14 protein-coding genes and 1 pseudogene are annotated in these 16,000 nt (G+C 64.8%); 9 read left to right on the top strand and 6 right to left on the bottom strand.

The genetic code is table 11. The features are described from left to right. The first annotated feature begins 163 nt into the window (after nucleotides 1–163). The 5 genes from HHL21_RS07565 (at nucleotide 164) to HHL21_RS07545 (ending at nucleotide 4,749) form a co-directional block, all read left to right on the top strand. Entirely contained in the window at nucleotides 164–1,387 is a 1,224-nt protein-coding gene (locus HHL21_RS07565; protein WP_169464649.1) for a sensor histidine kinase, read from the top strand. Continuing rightward, a complete protein-coding gene (locus HHL21_RS07560) occupies nucleotides 1,380–2,147 on the top strand; it encodes a LytR/AlgR family response regulator transcription factor (RefSeq protein WP_169464648.1) in 768 nt (255 codons plus the stop codon). The genes HHL21_RS07565 and HHL21_RS07560 overlap by 8 nt, the downstream gene beginning before the upstream one ends. Nucleotides 2,148–2,247: 100 nt before the next feature. Further along, nucleotides 2,248–2,802 (top strand): hypothetical protein, encoded by a 555-nt coding sequence (locus HHL21_RS07555; RefSeq protein ID WP_169464647.1) that lies wholly within the window; start codon nucleotides 2,248–2,250, stop codon nucleotides 2,800–2,802. 125 nt (nucleotides 2,803–2,927) lie between these two features. Beyond that, on the top strand, nucleotides 2,928–3,386 hold the full coding sequence (locus HHL21_RS07550; RefSeq protein WP_169464646.1) for a hypothetical protein: 459 nt from the start codon (nucleotides 2,928–2,930) through the stop codon (nucleotides 3,384–3,386). 64 nt (nucleotides 3,387–3,450) lie between these two features. Beyond that, nucleotides 3,451–4,749 carry an NAD(P)/FAD-dependent oxidoreductase gene (locus HHL21_RS07545; RefSeq protein WP_169464645.1) on the top strand — a complete coding sequence of 433 codons (1,299 nt, stop codon included), beginning with the start codon at nucleotides 3,451–3,453 and terminating at the stop codon, nucleotides 4,747–4,749. On the opposite strand, the gene HHL21_RS07540 is transcribed toward HHL21_RS07545, so the two are convergent. Next, nucleotides 4,715–5,497, bottom strand: a complete 783-nt coding sequence (locus tag HHL21_RS07540) for a sensor histidine kinase (protein WP_169464644.1) — start codon at nucleotides 5,495–5,497, stop codon at nucleotides 4,715–4,717. The two genes, HHL21_RS07545 and HHL21_RS07540, sit on opposite strands and share 35 nt — an antisense overlap. Before the next feature lie 80 nt (nucleotides 5,498–5,577). Next, nucleotides 5,578–7,200: pseudogene (locus HHL21_RS07535) on the bottom strand (response regulator). Between the two features lie 314 nt (nucleotides 7,201–7,514). On the opposite strand from HHL21_RS07535, the gene HHL21_RS07530 reads away from it, so the two are divergent. After that, the gene (locus HHL21_RS07530) at nucleotides 7,515–7,925 is read left to right on the top strand and encodes a hypothetical protein (protein ID WP_169464643.1); all 411 of its coding nucleotides are present in this window, start codon (nucleotides 7,515–7,517) and stop codon (nucleotides 7,923–7,925) included. Nucleotides 7,926–8,110: 185 nt separating this feature from the next. Here the strand turns inward: HHL21_RS07530 and HHL21_RS07525 are convergent, their stop codons facing one another. The 4 genes from HHL21_RS07525 to HHL21_RS07510 all read right to left on the bottom strand — a co-directional run bounded on the left by HHL21_RS07525 (nucleotide 8,111) and on the right by HHL21_RS07510 (nucleotide 14,267). Beyond that, on the bottom strand, nucleotides 8,111–9,094 hold the full coding sequence (locus HHL21_RS07525; protein WP_169464642.1) for a GGDEF domain-containing response regulator: 984 nt from the start codon (nucleotides 9,092–9,094) through the stop codon (nucleotides 8,111–8,113). 149 nt (nucleotides 9,095–9,243) lie between these two features. Next, the gene (locus HHL21_RS07520) at nucleotides 9,244–12,234 is read right to left on the bottom strand and encodes an ATP-binding protein (protein WP_370659681.1); all 2,991 of its coding nucleotides are present in this window, start codon (nucleotides 12,232–12,234) and stop codon (nucleotides 9,244–9,246) included. Then, on the bottom strand, nucleotides 12,231–13,298 hold the full coding sequence (locus tag HHL21_RS07515) for a uroporphyrinogen decarboxylase/cobalamine-independent methonine synthase family protein (protein ID WP_169464641.1): 1,068 nt from the start codon (nucleotides 13,296–13,298) through the stop codon (nucleotides 12,231–12,233). Before HHL21_RS07515 ends, HHL21_RS07520 begins: the two co-directional genes overlap by 4 nt. Before the next feature lie 129 nt (nucleotides 13,299–13,427). After that, complete coding sequence (locus tag HHL21_RS07510; protein ID WP_169464640.1) at nucleotides 13,428–14,267, bottom strand: response regulator; 840 nt, start codon at nucleotides 14,265–14,267, stop codon at nucleotides 13,428–13,430. A 506-nt stretch (nucleotides 14,268–14,773) separates the two neighbouring features. Here HHL21_RS07510 and HHL21_RS07505 point away from each other — a divergent pair. From HHL21_RS07505 to HHL21_RS07495, 3 genes are read left to right on the top strand one after another with little or no spacing between them, the layout of a single operon-like run. Next, nucleotides 14,774–15,319, top strand: a complete 546-nt coding sequence (locus tag HHL21_RS07505; protein WP_169464639.1) for a hypothetical protein — start codon at nucleotides 14,774–14,776, stop codon at nucleotides 15,317–15,319. Further along, the gene (locus HHL21_RS22105) at nucleotides 15,225–15,596 is read left to right on the top strand and encodes a polymorphic toxin type 10 domain-containing protein (protein WP_169464638.1); all 372 of its coding nucleotides are present in this window, start codon (nucleotides 15,225–15,227) and stop codon (nucleotides 15,594–15,596) included. The genes HHL21_RS07505 and HHL21_RS22105 overlap by 95 nt, the downstream gene beginning before the upstream one ends. Beyond that, nucleotides 15,593–15,841: an Imm27 family immunity protein gene (locus HHL21_RS07495; RefSeq protein WP_169464637.1), complete on the top strand. Its 249-nt coding sequence runs from the start codon at nucleotides 15,593–15,595 to the stop codon at nucleotides 15,839–15,841. Before HHL21_RS22105 ends, HHL21_RS07495 begins: the two co-directional genes overlap by 4 nt. Nucleotides 15,842–16,000 lie beyond the last annotated feature (159 nt).

The following is a 16,000-nucleotide window of genomic DNA, read 5'->3' as shown; positions in this document are numbered from 1 at the left end:
GACAGAACACCATTCTGGAAGCTTCCAAAATCGTGGCCTGTCCCCGATTCGCGCAACTTTCGGGGTTTCGTCGCCGCTTTCTGGGTTTCGTCGCTTAGGCCAGCGTTGCTCAAGGTACCTTTGCTAACCTGTAGTCAGGCCAATCAGAACCTGGAAACCCATCATGACCAATACCTTCTTTATTCTCCGCCTGGCGATCGTGTGGATGGCGTCGTACCTGGCGATCGTTATCTTCATCAACGAGGCCTTCCTCGGCGATGCCGACGATTCGCGCGGCGGCTTCTTCTTTACCCTTGCGCTGGTGCTGCTGTTCGTGATCTTTAACAGCGCGTTTTCGCACCTTCGCCGGGTACGCCTGATCGCCGGCAGCGTCAATAGCGCCACCCTTGCCAACCGCCAGCGCCGCCAGATCGAGGTGCCGTTCGAAGCTGGCGCGGCGTTCGACATGGTCGAGGCGGCGATCCGCGAACTGCCCGGCGTCGAGGATATCGAGAGCGCCCGCGACAGCCTGCAGGTGCGCGCCAAACTGAAACGCTCCGATCCTTGGGATCTGCGCGCCCGTATCAACCAGGTGCTGGTGACGGTCACGCCCAACGGCGACGCCGGCAGCGTCACCGTGATCTGCGAGCCGCAGCGCCTCGCCTGGACCGACTGGTTCCTGGTCGACTTCGGTACCAATTTAGAGACCGCCGAGGCGATCAGCCGCGCGATCTCGCGCCGTGTCGCCGAGCGCCGCCGCATGGAGCAGGTGTCGGTGCGCGAGACCGTCACCGAGAAGGAGCTGACCGTCGCCAAACTGAGCCTGCTGCACGCCCAGGTCGAGCCGCACTTCCTGTACAACACCCTGGCCAGCGCCCAGATCCTGACCCGCAGCGATCCGGCCCGGGCCGACCAGATGCTCGGCAACCTGATCATGTACCTGCGCCAGTCGATGCCGCGCACCGAGGACCTGCCGTCGACCCTCGGCGAGGAGCTGGCGCGCGCCCGCGCTTACCTCGACATCCTGAAGATCCGCATGGGTCCCAGCCTGAGCCTGTCGATCGATATTCCCGAGCCGCTGCTGGCGGTGCCGTTCCCGACCATGATGCTGCAGACCCTGGTGGAGAACGCGATCAAGCACGGCCTCGAGCCGAAGCCGGGCGGCGGCACCGTGTGGATCCTGGCGCGCGCGGTGGAGCAGGGCGTGGCGGTGACGGTGGCCGACGATGGCCGCGGCTTCTCGGCCGAGGGCGGCGGCACCGGCATCGGCTTGCGCAATGTGCGCGAGCGCCTGCGCCTGGCCTACGGCAACGCCGCGTCGTTCGCGATCGTGGCGAATTTTCCAAGCGGCGTGGCGGCGACGATCACCGTTCCTTACCCAGCCATCGCCGGAGACGGACATGACTAAGTGCGTGGTGGCCGAAGACGAAGCCTTGCTGCGCGAATCCCTGCTCGGAATGCTGGCCGAGGCCTGGCCCGAGCTCGAGGTGGTGGCGGCCTGCGAGGATGGCGGCTCGGCGCTCGAAGCGATCGCGGCGCACCAGCCGGAGGTCGCCTTCCTCGACATCCGCATGCCGGGCCTGACCGGGCTGGAGGTTGCCACGGCGCTGGCCGAAGCCAGCCCGCATACCCGGGTGGTGTTCGTCACCGCCTATGACCAGTACGCGGTCGACGCGTTCGAGCGCGGTGCGGTCGACTACCTGCTCAAGCCGGTGGCGCGCGAGCGCCTGCTGGCCACGGTGGCGCGCCTGAAGCAGCGCGCCCCGGCCGGCGCCGATCCGGCCCAGCTGGCGGCCTTGCTGGAACAACTGGGCCGCGCGCTGCCGGCCGCATCGCGCCAGCCGCCGCTGGTGTGGCTGACCGCCAGTTCCGGCGCCGAGACGCGCCTGATCATGGTCGACGACGTCGCCTACTTCCAGTCCGACAGCAAGTACACGGTGGTGATGACGCAGCAGGGCGAGTCGCTGCTGCGCAAACCCATCCGCGAGCTGCTCGACGTGCTGGACCCGAACATCTTCAAGCAGATCCACCGCTCGACCATCGTCAACCTGAAGGCGATCGCTTCGGTGGCGCGCGACGAGTCGGGCCGCGGCATCGTCAAACTGCGCACACGGCCGGAAACATTGTCGGTCAGTCAGCCATTCATGACATTGTTCAAGAATATGTAAGTCTTGTTACGAAGGTGTAAGGCCGCACGGGAACCAGTTTTTGATCGGGTAATATCGCTTCAAATAACTGGCGGCTTCCCGCCTTCCACAAGGAGGACATATGAAGAAATTCCTGATTGGCGCAGCACTGTTGGCTGCAGCCGCCGCTCCGGCCTTCGCCGAAACCCGCGTCAGCATCAACATCGGCGACCCTGGCTTCTTCGGCATGATCGACAACCGCGGCTACGCGCCACCGCCGGTGTACATCCACCAGCCGGTCATCATCGAGCGCGTGCGCTACCACCAGGAGCCGGTCTACGTGCGCGCACCGCTGAAGCACCGCCGGCACTGGCGCCAGTGGTGCAACCGTTATGACGCCTGCGGCGTGCCGGTGCTGTTCGTGCGCGATGACTGGTATTCCGACACCTATGCCCCGCGTGTGCGCAAGGTCTACCGCGACCGTCCGCGTCCGGTCGTCGAACACGTGGTCTACCGCGATGCGCCGCGGCCTTATGTAGTGCAGAAAGTGGTGTACCGCGACCGCGACCACCACCACGGCCGCCGTGACCGCGACGACCGCCATGACCGCAACGACCGCGATCACGGCAAGGGCAAGCACCATGACAAGCACCACGACAAGGGCCATGGCCGCGGCCACGGACGTGACCGCGACTGATCCGGGACATGTGTAACTGTTGTTACGGGGGTGCGCTGGCGCACAGTTCTAAATGTTGCTTCTGCTAAACTTCAATGCATGGATCGGGCATGTGCCCGGCCGACCATTGAGAACTAGAGGCAATCATGAAAAAACTGCTCATCGCCGCCACCCTGTGCGCGGCCGCCGTACCGGCACTGGCCCAGATCGACGTCAACATCAGCATCGGCGATCCGGGCTTCTACGGACGCATCGACAGCGTCGACCTTCGTCCCCGCGTGTATGTCACCCAGCCCGTGATCATCGAACGCGAAGCGCGCTACCGCGCCGACCCGGTCTACCTGCGCGTGCCGCCAGGCCACCGCAAGAACTGGGCGAAGCACTGCCGCAAATATGACGCCTGCGGCCAGCGCGTGCTGTTCGTGCGCGACGACTGGTACGCCAACAGCTACGCACCGCGCGTACGCGAAACCGTGGTGTACCGCGAGTCCCACCGTGGCGACGGCCGCCGCGACCGTGACGACCATGGCCGCGACCACGACAACGGCCATGGCAAGGACAAGCACCACGGCAAGGACAAGCACCACGGCAAGGACAAGCACTGACCCTCACGCAGCACAACCGTCACGCATGCTAGACTGGTGTTAAATTTACAACCGGGAGAAGCACTTGCGGGGCGAAATCGTGATCGTGGGCGGTGGGGCCGGCGGACTTGAGCTGGCCTGCAAGCTGGGGCGCAAGCTGGGCCCTTCGAAGGTGATGCTGGTCGACAGCCGCCTGTTTCACATCTGGAAGCCCTCGCTGCATGAGGTGGCGGCCGGCACGCTCGACGTGCACCAGGAAGGCCTGTCGTACCAGATGCTGGCGCACGACAACGGCTTCACTTTCCTGTACGGCGCCATGACCGGGCTGGACGCATCGGAAAAAACCATCAAGGTCGGCCCGATCGCCACGCTGGCCGGCGAGCAGGTCCTTCCCGAGCGCGCGGTCAGCTATGCGCAGCTGGTCGTCGCGGTCGGCAGCGTCTCGAATTACTTCGGGGTGCCCGGCGCCAACGAACACACCATCTCCCTGAATGCCACCGAAGACGCCGAGCGTTTCCGCCTGACCCTGCTCAAGCTGCTGGCCGTCACCGAACACCAAATAGCGGACGACCGCCCCGGCGGCCTCGATGTCGTGATCATCGGCGGCGGCGCCACCGGCGTCGAGCTGGCGGCCGAACTGCGCGAGGCCAGCTGGGTGTACGCGTCGTACGGCTTCCAGCACCTGCAGCCGGGCCGCGATGTGCGCATCACCTTGCTCGAAGGCGCGCCGCGCATCCTGGCGCCGCTGCCCGAACGGGTGTCGGCCGCGGCCCACCGGCTGCTGGGCGAGCGCGGCATCGGGGTCGTCACCGACTGCCGGGTTACCGCGATCGATGCCGGCAAGGTCACCGACAAGGAAGGCAACACCTATCCGGCCGACCTGTGCGTGTGGGCGGCCGGCATCCGCGCGCCGGAGTTCCTGTCCACGCTGGGCCTGCCGGTCAACAAGGGCGGCCAGATCGAGGTCGACGAGTACCTGGCGGTGCGCGGCGTGGCGGGCGTGTATGCGATGGGCGATTGCGCCGCCTGCGTCGATGGCGCCGGCAAGCCGGTGCCGCCGCGCGCCCAGGCCGCGCACCAGCAGGCCGACTTCCTGCTCGATAGCTTCGCGCGCGCCGCGGCCGGCAAGGCGCCGCGCGGCAAGCCTTACCTGTACCGGGATTATGGTTCGCTGGTGTCGTTCGGCCAGACCACGACGGTGGGCAGCCTGATGGGATCGTTAAAGGGATTGAGCTGGTTCGTCGAAGGCTTGTTCGCCCGGACCATGTATGTCAGCCTGCACCTGCTGCATCACCGCGCCATCCTGGGGGCGATGCGAACCGGCGTGCTGGCGCTGGCGCGCTTCCTGATCAAACGCTCGACGCCGCTGGTGAAGCTCCACTGAGTGGCGCGACCTGCTTCGGCAGGACCACGGTGAGCAGCGAACCCTTGCCTTCGGCGGCGGCCAGGCGCAGCTCGCCGCCGAGCCAGGCGGCGCGTTCACGCAGCAGGCGCAGGCCGTGGCAGCCGGCCGCCCCGGCGCGGTCGGCGGCGCCCGGGCCGACGCCGTTGTCGCGCACGGTCAGCATCACTTCCTCGCCGTTGTCATCCAAAATCACATCGACTTCGGTCGCGCCGGCGTGGGCGGCGATATTGCGCAGCCCTTCCTCGACGCAGCGCAGCAGCGCGACCCCTTGTTCACGGGTATAGCTCGGGTCTTCGTCGGGCAGGCTGATACGCGCGGCGATGCCCTGTGCGGCGTTGAATTCGGCGACCAGCTCGCGCAGTGCGGCCTTGATGCCGAGGAACTCCAGCTTGTCGTTCCACAGGGCCAGCTGCATGTCGCGGTTGGTGTTGATGATGTCGGCCAGCAGCTGCTTCATCTGGGCGGCGCGGTCCTGCAGCGCCTTCTCGGCCGGCAGCTGCTGCGCCAGCAGCGCCAGGTGCATCGTCAGCGCCGTCATCGACGAGCCAAGGTTGTCGTGCAGCTTGCGCGCCAGCAGGCGGCGCTCGTCATCCCAGCAGGTCGTCAGGTGGCCAAGCAGCTCCGCCAGGTCGCCATTGCGTCCGGCCAGGTCAGGCTCGGCCAGACCAGGCTCGGCCAGCGAACGCTCGGCCTGGCTGCCGGAGGTGTGTGTTGACGGTGCTGTCATCGGTCGCCCTGTGAAAGTTTCAAAAATCATACAACAGCTGGCGCCGCCCCGGCGCCAGCCGCGGCCCGGCCGCAACCGCCTTATTTGGCCGCAGCCGCCAGCGGGTCCCAGCTGCCGATGGCTTCGAGCAGCTGGTCGATGCCGACCGGCTTGACCAGGTGCAGGTCAAAGCCGGCTTCCAGCACGCGGCGCTGGTCTTCGGCCAGGCCGTAACCGGTCAGGGCGATCAATTTCACGCCGCGGGTGGCGGGGTCCATGCGCAGGCGGCGCGCTACTTCGTAACCGTCGATGCCGGGCAGGCCGATGTCGACCAGGGCGACGTCCGGCGCATTGTTGGATGCCATTTCCACGCCCTGCACGCCATCGGCGGCATAGCTGACCGCGTAACCGTAGGCGTCGAGCATGGTGGCCATCATTTCGCGGCCGTCGTCGTTATCCTCGATGAGCAGCACGGTTGGCTTGCCGGCCGGGGCGGCGCGATCCAGGCCGTCTTGCGCAAGCTGGAGCGGCAGCGCGCGCGGCAGGCGGATCTCGAAGGTGCTGCCGGCCGCAGCGCCGTCGCTGCGCGCGCTGACGCTGCCGCCGTGCAGTTCGACCAGCCGCCGCACCAGCGCCAGGCCGATGCCAAGGCCGCCCTGGGCGCGGTCGATCGTGATGGCGCCCTGCACGAACACGTCGAACACGTGCGGCAGCAGTTCCGGCGAGATGCCGACGCCCGAGTCGCTGACGGTCAGCACGACCTCGTCGCCGTCTTCGGCGATCAGGATGCCGATGGTGCCGCCGGGCGGCGTGTATTTGAGCGCGTTGTCGATCAGGTTGCTGGCGATCTGCTCGAGCCGGGTAGGATCGCCGTCGACCCAGCACGGGGCCAGGTTGACGTTGAGCGAATAGTTTCCGGTGCGGCCGGTGGCGCGGAAGGTCTCCAGGCACGCGCCGACCAGCGTCGACACGTCGGTCGCCTGGCGCGCCAGCAGGATCTTGCCCGACATCGCGCGCGACAGGTCGAGCAGGTCGTCGACGATGCGCGACAAGTGCTGGCTCTGGCGCTGGATGATCATTTTGGCGCGCCCGACCGTGTCGGGGCCGGCGCCGGCCAGCCCGATCAGCGAGGCGGCGCTGCTGATGGCCGACAGCGGGTTGCGCAGTTCATGGCCCAGCATCGCCAGGAATTCGTCCTTGGCGTGGCTCTTGCGCTCGGCCGCCTGGCGTCGCCAAGGTGCAGGTGTTCGTCACCCTGGCCACCAAGAACGAAGAACTGCGCCGCCAGGCCCATAAGCTGTCGCAGCGCACCACCGAGCTGACCGCGACCAACAAACGCCTGACGCGCGAAATCGAGGAACGCGGATCTGCGGGATTACCGGGGTGAACATGAAGTCGGCCGCGCCGCGCTGGTAGGCCTTGAGGCGGTCGATCTCGTCGGCCAGGAAAGCGGTGACGAAGATGATCGGGATGTCGGCCGAGCGCGCGCGCTGGTGGATCGCCTCGGCGGTTTCAAACCCGTCCATGCCGGGCATGTTCACGTCCAGCAGAATCACCGCGAAATCGTGCAGCAGCACTTGGCGCAGGGCGTCCTGCCCGGAACGCGCGCCCAGGACCTCGTAATTCGATTCTTCAGCCCATTGATCAAGCAAGCTTGTCAGTGCAAGGAGACTGGCCGCGTCGTCATTGACAACCAGGACCTTGGGTTTCTCTATTTTGGGCACGTAAATCCTGCGCTGCAATGGGTTGGGTTACGGGGAATCAACATATCCGGTCACAGGATAGCAGACCGCGCGCGCGGTTCTTTAGACATCGGATGAAGCCTGTCTGCAATTATGTCCAGTGTTGTGCAGAAGCATCATAGCAATCGTGCAATCACGTGTCAAAAGCAAGCGTGCGCACGGTCGGCGGGGTGCAAGGTACGCTGCCGCACATACCTGCGCTGGCAGATGTGCAATAGTGGAATCGACCGTTGTCGAGGGCCTGGAGGCTAGGCCAGAGCAGATGAAATAACGGAACTAACCTCGAAAGGACAGACATGAACATCGATAAGATTGTTGACTCGAAATATTGCGGGATGTGCTTCCGCGACCTGTGCAATGCGCCCTTGGAGGCGCTGCATGGCGTTTCCGTCAAGGATGCCAAAGCGCTGCACCAGGCGTTCGGCATTTCCACCATCGGCGACCTGGCCGACCTGAAATTCGTCAAGTGGGCCAGCGCCATCCGCACACTCGCCGAAGAGGAATGCGATACCGAGCAGCAGATCGCCCAGGAAACGCTGCTCGACGACGCCGTCGAAATGACCTTCCCGGCCAGCGACCCGATCTCGGTCGATGCGGGCATTACCCGTATCGAAGTGGCGCCCGAAAAAGTCGATGCCCACGTCGACCACCAGGCTGCCGGCGAGGTGGAAGAACACACGCGCAAGGCTGCTGCAAAAGCCCGCTGATATGTTCTGACGTAATGAAGGCTGCAAACTGGCAGCCTTTTTTTATATCTGCGAACCCTGCGGAAGTGGCGCCGAAACGGTTCTGGCCGCCGCGCTTGGCTTCGTGCTCGGCATGGGCTGGGCATGCAGTCATGGCCGCGGCGGACGCAGCGCTGCTGCCGCCCTAAGGTACCTCAGGTTCCGCCTTAACGGCTGAGCGGAACCAGTTCAAGCTTTGAGGGCGGCACCATCTGGGCCGGGGAGGCGGAGGTGGCGCAGAAGCGGTTCTTGCCGCCACGCTTGGCTTCGTACAGCGCGTAATCGGCGATGCTGATCAGCGCTTCGACCGATTCGGCGTCGTCCGGATAGATGCTGATGCCGATACTGGTCGACAGGCGCAGGGTCAGGTCGTTGATGAAGAACGGCTCGGACACCGCCTCGACCAGCTTGGCCGCCGGTCCCTGGGCGTCGGCCAGGCCGTTGACTTCACCCAGCACGACCATGAATTCGTCGCCGCCGAGGCGCGCGACCGTGTCTTCCTTGCGCGACGTGGCCAGCAGGCGCTGGGCGACGATCTTCAGCACTTCATCGCCGTAGGCGTGGCCATAAGTATCGTTGATCGCCTTGAAGCCATCGAGGTCCAGGTACATGATGGCCGCCTTGTGATGGTTGCGGCTGGCGTGCTGGAGGGTGGTTTCGATGCGGTCTTCCAGCAGGCGGCGGTTAGGCAGCCCGGTCAGCGCGTCATGCAGCGCCAGTTCCTGCTGGGTCTTGCTGTATTGGGCCAACTCCTTGTACAGCAGGCGTACTTCCAGCATGTTGTGGATGCGCTTGTGCACTTCGAGCAGGTCGAACGGCTTGCTGATGAAGTCGCGCGCGCCCGCTTCCAGGGCGGCGATCTTGAAACTCGGCTGGGCGGTGAGGGCGAGTACCGGCAGGTAGCCGCCTTTCTCGATTTCCTTCAGGCCTTTCATGACCTGGAAGCCGTTCAGTCCCGGCATTTGCAGGTCGAGCAGGATGATGTCGTAGTTGTGCTGGCGGTGCAGCGGGCACACCTGTTCCGGGAGCATGGTCGAGCTGACGCCGGTATATCCTTCCTCGCGCAATATCTCTTCCATCAATTCGATATTGTCTGAAGAATCGTCAACTACCAGTATTTTGGCGTTAAGAATGTCGTCGCGGCTCGGCATGCGTGATCTCGGTAAAAGCCCCAAACCGGCGGCGGTGGCACTACGGGAACATCAGGTTCCACAGCTCACGTAGTGTAGCAAATGGTCGAAACTTTCTTGTAGGACAGCGCCGCGTGTCGCGGTAGGAGCCTGAATAGTGTTCTTACGGGTCAGCCGGGCCGGCGCGCGACGATCGATGCGACGATCGCAATCAGCTCGCTTGGCTCGACCGGTTTGGCGATATGCGCCCGGAATCCGGACTCCAGCGCCCTGATCCGGTCTTCCGAGCGGGCGAAGGCGGTCAGGGCGATCGCCGGCAGGTCGCCGCCCGCGGCCGGGCCGAGCGACCGCACCCGTGCCAGCAGTTCAAAGCCATCCACGTCCGGCATGCCCAGGTCGGTCACCAGCACGTCCGGCCGGGTCTCGCGGAAGGCCGCCAGCGCGGCGCTGGCGCTGCCCGCGGTCGCGACACTGGCATTGCAATCCGACAATATACGCCTGATCAGGTCGCGCGCGTCAGGTTCGTCGTCGACGACCAGCACATGAACCCCCGACAGATCGCGCAGCAGGAGCTCCGGCGTGTGCGGCGGCAGCGGGCTGAAGGCGACGCGGTCGGCGCGCGCCGGCGCCGGCTGCAGCGCGGCGGCCGGCAGCCGGATCGTGAAGCGCGCGCCGTGGTCCTCCCCTTCGCTGTCGACGCCGACGGTGCCGCCATGCTGCTCGATCAGGTGCTTGACGATCGCCAGCCCGAGCCCGAGGCCGCCGTGGCGGCGGGTGGTCGAGGCGTCGGCCTGGCGGAACCGTTCGAACACATGGCTGATAAATTCCGGCTGGATGCCGGCGCCGGTGTCGGCCACGCTGATCTCGATATGGCCGTCGGCCGGCGTCACCTCGATCCGCACCAGGCCGTCGCGCGGGGTGAACTTGATGGCGTTCGACAGCAGGTTCCAGATCACCTGCTGCAGCCGGCCCGGGTCGCCGGCGATGAGGCCGGCATCGGGGTGGTAGTCTTTTTCCAGCCGGATGTTCTTGGCGTCGGCGGCCGGGCGCACCGTTTCGATGGCCGCGTCGATGAACACCGACGGGTGCACCGCCTGCATGTCGAGCAGCACCTTGCCCGAGGTGATGCGGCTCATGTCGAGCAGGTCCTCGATCAGCTGGGCCTGGGCGCGCGCGTTGCGTTCGATGGTCTGCAGGCCGCGCTGCAGGTCTTCAGCGTTGCGTGAGCCGCGCCGCAGCACCTGGGCCCAGCCCAGGATCGCCGACAGCGGGGTGCGCAGTTCGTGCGACAGGGTGGCCAGGAATTCATCCTTCATCTGGCTGGTGCGTTCGGCCTCGGCACGCGCCGAGCGTTCGCTCTCCAGCAGCACCTTGCGCTCTTCGGCGGCATGGCGGGCCGCTTCGTACAGGCGGGTGTTGTCGATCGCCACGGCGGCCTGGGCCGCGATGCCGCCGACGATGCGCTCGGTGCGTTCGGTGAAGATGCCCGGCTCGGGATGGCCGAAGAACATGCTGCCGAGCACCTCGCCGCTGCGCGCGATGACCGGCACGGCCAGGTAGCTGCGCACCGATGGATGGCCTTCCGGCACCCCGAAGTGCGGGCTGTTGGCGCCATAGCGCGGGTCGCGCGTGATGTCGTCGGAGCGCACCACGCCCTCGCCGCGCAGGCTGGGTCCGAACAGCGGCGTGGCGCGCGGATAGCCGAAGCGCTCGAACTCGTCGGGGGTGGCGCCGGCCAGCGCGTACAGGGTGAACAGGTCGCCGTCGGCGTCCTTGCCGTGGTAGAAGAAGGCGCCGAAGCGCGCGCCGCTGACCCCGGTGGCGGCGTCGGTGACGGTCTGCAACAGCGAGCGCAGGTCGCGCTGGGAGGCGAGGGCGGCGCCCGTGCTGTTGAGCAGTTCGAGCACGTTCGATTCCTCGCGCAGCGCCTGCTCGACCCGCTTGACCTGGTCGACGTCGGTGTTGGTGCCGAACCAGCTGAGCACCTTGCCGTCGCGGTCGCGCACGGCGTTGACCCGGGTCAGGAACCAGCGATACTCGCCGTCGGCGCCGCGGATCGGGAATTCCATGTCGAACGGCTTGCCGGTGGCGATCGACTCGTTCCAGCGCTGCAGGACCTGGGGCAGCACGTCCGGGTCGTGCACCGATTGCCAGCCCCATCCGACCATCTGCTCCGGGGTGGTTCCGGTGTAGTCGTACCAGCGCTCGTTGAACCAGACGATCGCGCCGTTCTGTTCGGCCATCCAGGCCAGCTGGGGAATCGAGTTGGCCAGCGCGCGCATCATTTCCTCGCTCTGGCGCAGCGCGTCCTCGGCGCTCTTGCGGGTGCTGATGTCGTGCACCACGCCGACCATGCCGAGCACGCCGTTGACCTTGTCGAGGTCGACCCGGCCGACGGCGGCGATCCAGCGCTGGCCGGGGCCGGCGCCGAGGCGGAATTCAATGTCGAGGTCGCGCTGCTGGGAGAACGCGCCCAGCAGTGCCGCTCGGGTCTTGGCGCGGTCCTCTCGGTTGACGCGGGCGACCACCTGCGCCATGTCGAGCGGGATTTTCGGCGGCAGCGAAAAAATGTCGGCGGCGCGCTGGCCGAAGCTGACCGTGTTGGTGGTCGCATCCCAGCGCCAGTCGCCCAGGCGCCCGGCGGCGAGCGCCACCTGCAGGCGGCTGTTGCCGTCCTTGAGGGCCTGTTCGTCGGCCTTGCGCCGCGTGATGTCCTGGAAGTACACCGTCAGGCCGTCCGGCGATGGGTAGGCGCGCAGGTCGAACCAGGTGCGCAGCTGCGGGTAGTAATATTCAAAGGCCTGGGTGCGGTGGGTCGCCATCGCGCGCCGGCATTGCTTGTCGAGCGCGCTGCCCTGCAGCTCGGGGAAGGCTTCCCAAATCACCTGGCCGACCAGGGTGTCGCGCGTCTTGTCGAGCGGCCCCAGCAGCTGCAGTGCGCGCGCGTTGATGTAGCTGATGCGCCAGTCGCGCCCGACCGCGCAGAAACCGTCGGTCAGGCTTTCCAGCATGCGTTCCATGCGGTCGTTGGCGGCGCGCAGCGCGCCCTTGGCCTCGATCAGCTCCTGCTCGGCGCGCTGGCGCGCGTGCAGCACGCTGCTGGCGTTCTGCATCGCGACCGAACGCATCTGTTCGAGTTCGTCGTCGCCGTCCGCGCTCACTGCGTGCGTCCTTCCAGGATGGCGGCGGCCAGCGCGGTGCCTTCGACCCGCGCGCGGATCTTGGCAAAGGCGGTGTCGCGGGTGGTCGACAGGTCGTCGCAGAACGGTGCGAAGCCGCAGTCGTCGGTGGTGCCGAGCTGGTCCAGCGGGAGGTATTCGGCCGCCTGCAGCACGCGATCGCGTACCAGTTCGGGCGTCTCGATGGCCGGGTCGATCGGCGCGGTGACGCCGACAAACACGCGCTGGCCTGGCTTCATGTTCTGGCGGATGAGCTTCAGTACGCGCACCCGATCGGGCTCGCCGGCCAACGCGACGTAGAAGTTGCCGGCCTTCAGGTTGAACAGGCTGGGCAGCAGGTCGGCGTAATCGACATCCTGGCTGTGGGGCGAATCGCGGTCGGCGCCGGGGCAGGTGTGCACGCCGATCCGCTGGCGCTCGGCATCGCTGAAGCGGCCCAGCGCCAGGTTGTTGAGGTCGATGAAGCTGGTCAGCAGGCCGCCGCTCGGGTCGAGCTTGACGGCCAGCCGGCCTTCGGTCAAGTCGACCTGCACCTTCCAGGCGCCACGCGCGAGGCAGCGGCGGATTTCGGTTTCATGCTCAGCGAGCAGGTCGGCCAGGAACTGGTCGCGCGAGTAGCCGGGCAGGCCTTCGGGCGGATACATCAGCGACAGCGCCGACGGCGAGATCACCGCCTGCTTGACCGGCACGCTGGCGAAGCGCTGCGCCATCGCCAGGAAGTCGTCGGCATAGCGCTGGTAGCGGAACGGCGCGCGCGCCAGCCGCGGCATGCGGCGGATGTGGCCGGCGGCGAACGGAATCTGGAAACCGTCGGGTTCGGTATTGCTGGCGCCATGCACCGGGTAGGTCCAGAAATTATGGAACTTGCGCTGCTCGCCATCGGTGATCACCGGCGAACCGGTCGCCCCGAAGCGCAGCACGGTATCGCGCACCGCCTCTTCGTACAGGTGTTCGAGCTGTTCGCCGCCGACATCGCCGGCCTTGAGCGCGGCAACGAGTTCTGGCGGGCGTGGAATGCTGCCGATGGGCTCGGTCGGGATCATCATTTGTCTGGCGCCTGGCTGTCATGCCGTGTCGCATGCGCGTGGATAGGCCGGCTCTGTGCACGAGGCAGGACCGAGACCGATTCTAGCCCAGCGCATTGTGATTGTTGCACACCGTTGGCCGGCCGCACCTCAGCGGCCGAGCCGGCGCGCCAGTTCGTCGAGCGTGCCCTGCAGCTGCTCCATCTCGTACGGTTTCTGGAGCGACACAAACGGGAAGGACAGGTGGCGCAGCAGCGCGTCGCCATAGCCCGACGCGAAGATGATATGCATCGACGGCTGCAGCAGCAGGCCCTGGCGCGCCAGTTCGACGCCGGACATGCCCGGCAGGCTCACGTCGGAGAACAGCACGTCGTAGCCGGCGGCGTCCAGCATGCCGAGCGCGGCTTCGGCGTCGCCGACGCCGTCGGCGTGATGGCCGAAGGCCTTGAGCATTTCGCACACCAGGTACTGCGAATCGAGATTGTCCTCCACCACCAGGATGCGCAGCCGCCCAGGCGGCGCCGTGCCGACCGCTTCGCCCTCATCGATCGCGCAGTCGCCCAGCGCGCACAGCACGCCGGCCACCGCGTCGTGCTCGTCGCGTAGCGGGGTCAGCCGGACATCGAAGGCCTGCTGGTGGTCCCCGTCAGCATGACTGAATGTAATCACCTGGCGCGCGAGCCGGACCGTTTCGCCGGCGCGGGCGCGCTGCCAGGCGTCAGGGCAGGCGTCCAGCGGGGCCGTTGGCGCGCCAGCGCGTGCGCCAGGAGCGATGGCGCCGGCCAACCGGCCGTACGCATCGTTAAACACCACCACCGGGCCGTCGCCCCAGGCGAGCAGCATCGGCAGCGGCGTGTTCAGCAGGATGTCGACGCTCAGCCTGAGCGCGTAGGGCCAGCCGGCGCGGGCGCCGAGCTGGGTGGCTTGCCAATCGCAGGTGGCGGTTGCTGCTGCACCCGTGGCCAGTTCTGACGGAGAAGCCTGTCTCATGAGTAATATAGTTAGGAGAGGGAAAGAACCAACGAATCCTACACCAAACCACCGCGATCTTGCCGATTCGCCATGCCGTGCGTGCGCGCGGCTTGAAATGGACAAGAAAAGGCTATGGCACGGTTAAGTGTGGAATGCGCTTCCACTAGCATCCTCCCTAATCAGCTTCGCTGAGAGGTACGGTGGCAATGCATCTGAATGGCGTTATCAATCCATCCAGGGCTGCCGGCGGCGGCCCTGCAGTAATCAACCTTGTCGGCCGAATATAGCTCGTGCTTGTGCTATCGCGTGGCCGCTAACCGTGCCGTTTCAAGTATCAGGATTGAACTGTTGACATTGTTGAACACAGTCAATACACTTGCTCTCAATATAAGAATTTCTCGAGGAAATTTCTTATCGAATATCTTGGTTTCCGTAGTGCTGATATAGGTTTTACGCATCACCTGCGTTGCGCAAAGCAGTCCCTTTCCCCGTTCTTGTCGGGTAAAGGCCGGACGAGATAGAACATGATTGATGCACACCTGCTGCGCGTTTTTTCGTTCCAATTGCACAAGGTGATACGAAGCCAGCCAGCTTTATGCATATCGGTTAGCCTGGCGTCAGTGTTTTGCGTTGTGGCGATGATTGCCTTTGCTTCCGCTAATACCGCCGCAATTGCGTCGGAAGCGCTCAACCGGACATTGACAGTTCAGGGCGCGCGGAAATCGAATCCGCAAGAAGCGCCCCCAGTGCTTCAAGAAACCTTGCGGCCTTTCAATAGTGCCCAGGTTTTGCAGGTCTTAAGCAATGTCGCCCTTGAAACAAATCTTCCGCTCGCCGAAGTTACTTTTAGTCTCGAGGCGGGCGCTGCTCAGCCTTATTTGCGTTATCGCGCGGCGTTTACCGCCACCGGCACGTACTCGACGATTCGCAGGTTTGTTGATCAAGTCCATTCCAGCGTAGGCGACGTATCGTTGGATGCTTTCTCCTGCACTAGAAAAAATATTCAAGACACCACCCTGGCATGCGACTTGGCGTTCTCGGCCTTTTACCGTAAGGACGGCAGTAATTAGCCGAGGAAGACCTGGAGCCGCCGACGTGTTTGTGACGGCTGCTGATGACATTCTCGGATTGAATGCTGCGCAGATTGCTGAACGATTGACCATTCCGTCGAGTCCGACAGGATTCCGAGTCATTGAATTTCCGACGCCGCAATCTGGCATGGCGTCCCCAGTTTTTAGGTCGGCCCCTGGATTTATTGGAGGTGGTCGGACGCTGCGAGGAGCAAGAGAATTCGTGGTTCCAAATCAATCACTTCCTCTGGACTCAATTATTAGGACAGTACGATGAAGAAAATAGAACCAAATGAAACGATCATTACGGGACATAACATCTTTCCACAAGGAAAAATTGTTGGTGATGAGGCGAATCAAAGAATTCTTGACTTGGCGAATGGCTATTTAGGAAAGTTTGGTCACGATCAGAGCGGGTGGGATACGCTTTACCAAGACCCGAGTGACGGCAGATTTTGGGAATTGATTTATCCAGAGAGTGAACTACAAGGTGGAGGTCCTCCAAGTCTTGTTCTCATTTAGCAAGACGCTGCTGCAGTAAAGTACAAGACTTAATTCGGCAAGCAATGCGACCGGTGGGAACTATCTCGGAGGCCTTGCCCCCACAATCCAGATAGGTGGTGGAAGGCCGAAACCGCACAGGCGGGACGTCCAACACGCTGACAATGCACGCTGGGGGCG

Origin of the sequence: Massilia polaris (genome assembly GCF_012927275.1) — a bacterium.
GTDB lineage: Bacteria > Pseudomonadota > Gammaproteobacteria > Burkholderiales > Burkholderiaceae_D > Telluria_A > Telluria_A polaris.
This window is presented reverse-complemented; position numbering and strand designations above follow the sequence as displayed.